1 protein-coding gene is annotated in these 1527 nt (G+C 31.3%); it reads left to right on the top strand.

The annotated features are described in order from the left end of the window. Positions 1–182 precede the first annotated feature (182 nt). Positions 183–1340 (top strand): hypothetical protein, encoded by a 1158-nt coding sequence (locus CXF67_RS09725; protein WP_145990449.1) that lies wholly within the window; start codon positions 183–185, stop codon positions 1338–1340. Positions 1341–1527 lie beyond the last annotated feature (187 nt).

The raw sequence follows: 1527 nt of genomic DNA, 5'->3' as shown, positions 1-1527 counted from the left end.
GCCTTAATTTAGGGTTTTTATTAAAATGCTAACTTAAGCCGTATATAATTAATTGCTTGGCCACTGCCGACTTACGAACATTCCTGCGGAATATTCTATCTGTGATTTATTTGCTAAATTAGGTGCTTAACCACCCAACTAACCATACACAAAAACGTTGGCAACAAGCTGAAAAAATACGAATGAAAAACAAAATACTGATTTTAATACTGACTTTATCATCAATAATTGGCTTTAGTCAGAACTCAAATGAAAACGTCTTATACGTTGTAGATTCTATTCCAGTAATAGAAGAACCGAAAGAAGGTTTTGGAACATTAACGGAAAGCGAAATTGATAATGTTGTTGTCGTAGAAGACAAAAAAGTAATAGAATCTTCTGGTTACAAAGATTTGGACGGAATTATTTATATTTTTACTAAGGAATATGTAAAAAGACCAGATAGTATTAAAGCAATTCCGACAACCAAATTAATGGTCAAAAAAAATGGTGCTTGGTATCTAAAAAATAGTGTTTCAACATATTCAGGAAAATTTATTGACTATTACCTAATTGGCAAAAAACAAGGCGAAGGAATTCTATTTAAAGGGAAATTAAAGGGCAAACGTCTACTCTACCACATAAACGGAAATATATCAGACGAAATTGAATACGAGAACGGAATTTCAAACGGACTTGAACAAAGATTTTACAAAGACGGAACCTTAATGCAAAAAGGGATTTTTAAGAACGGAAAAGAAATTGGAGTTTGGGAAATGTATCATCCAAATGGGCAATTAAAACAGCAAACTACATTTAACGAAAATGGAAAAATGGATGGAGAATCTGTTTCTTATTATTCAACAGGAAATGAAAAAGGGAAAAACAATTATAAAAATGGAGTTTATCAAAAAAATAAAATAAACGATAAGCTTTTCAAACTTTACAACGAATCACAAGAATTATATAAACAAGTAAACCATAAAGGAGCGATAAAAAAACTGGATAAAGCTTTAGAATTGGACTCTAATTGGGCAGAAGGATATTTTGCAAGAGGAACTATGAAATTAAATAATTTTCAATTTGACGAGGCAGTTGTAGACTTTGACAAAACTCTCGAAATTGAGCCCTATTTTACCAATACCCATTCGAATCGAGCTTTTGCTATTTTAAGAAAACACGAACTTGGAAATGGTCGAACTTTATCAAAATCAAAAGACATACAAATAATCGCTTCAAAGGAAACTGAAATACCAGAATCGGAATTGACTAAAATTTGTGCGGATTTGAAAAAAGCTGTGTCACTTGGAGATGATAATTGGATGGTTTTAGAAGCATTAGAAAAACATTGTAAAGAATAAAGCCAGTTGCCAACAGTGTATAAAAAACATAGGGCATTTGTTCTAAACCCAAAGTTTAGAGCTTTAAACGAAGTCCGCCAAATCTTTTAATTTGGCTTTAAAATAAAAAAGATAAAACAAAATAAAAAGTTTTGGCTAAGTGCTTAATCAAAAGTTCACTACTTTTAATTCCCGTACTAACCATAGT

Source organism: Psychroflexus sp. MES1-P1E (assembly GCF_002836055.1).
Classification (GTDB): domain Bacteria; phylum Bacteroidota; class Bacteroidia; order Flavobacteriales; family Flavobacteriaceae; genus Psychroflexus.
This window is presented reverse-complemented; position numbering and strand designations above follow the sequence as displayed.

Bases quoted from the DNA above. Each gene is read 5' to 3' on its own strand.
- CXF67_RS09725 (WP_145990449.1), top strand. From the start codon at position 183: ATGAAAAACAAAATACTGATTTTAATACTGACTTTATCATCAATAATT.